General features: G+C 44.8%; 1 pseudogene. It reads right to left on the reverse strand.

The window, feature by feature from the left end:
- Positions 1-773, reverse strand: a pseudogene (locus KIV40_RS33785) (protein acetyltransferase); the annotation flags it as partial.

Consider the following 773-nt stretch of genomic DNA (forward strand, 5'->3'; position numbering starts at 1 on the left):
AATACCGGCATCGGTAAAGAGCTTTCTGGCCGGTTTTGCAGTGAGTTCACCTGACCAATTGGTAAGTATATTAAAGTGCTTATGACGAGGATGCTTTTTGATGGCATCTATGATTTTTTCAGCAGTTCGAGCTGAATGCGCGATGGCAGAAGGGCTGTGCATAATCAAGATAGCATCGGCTTCATCCCCATCTAAAAGTGTGTTTATGGTATCGATATAACGTTGTTCACCGGCATCCCCAACAATATCGATTGGGTTACTGTGGGACCAACTATCAGGTAAGCGCTGATTGAGTTTTTGATAGGTAGTTTCAGAAAGTTCAGCGAGCTTACCACCTCGCTCAAATAAGGTATCAACGGCCATAATTGCAGGTCCGCCACCGTTGGTGACAATCGCAAGCCTTTCACCTCTCAATGGAACTGAGTGTGTCAATGTTTCTACTGCCGCGAACAATTCATGCATGTTTTTTACGCGAAGCATGCCGCTACGTCGTATTGCTGAATCATAAATAATATCGAGTGTATCTGTACCACCAGTGTGCGCCATCGCTGCCGCCCGCCCACGTTCGGTTCTTCCTCCTTTTAGAACCAATATTCGTCGGTTACGCGAGGCTGACCGAGCAGCAGAAATAAAGCGACGAGCGTCTTTTATGGTATCAATATAAAGAAGGATAGCTTCTGTGTGCGTATCGGTACTGAGGTAATCTAGTAACTCACAAAAATCGATATCACTACCGTTACCGATTGAAATAAAAGCAGAAAATCCGATTTCTT

The organism is Vibrio sp. D173a (genome assembly GCF_030248475.1).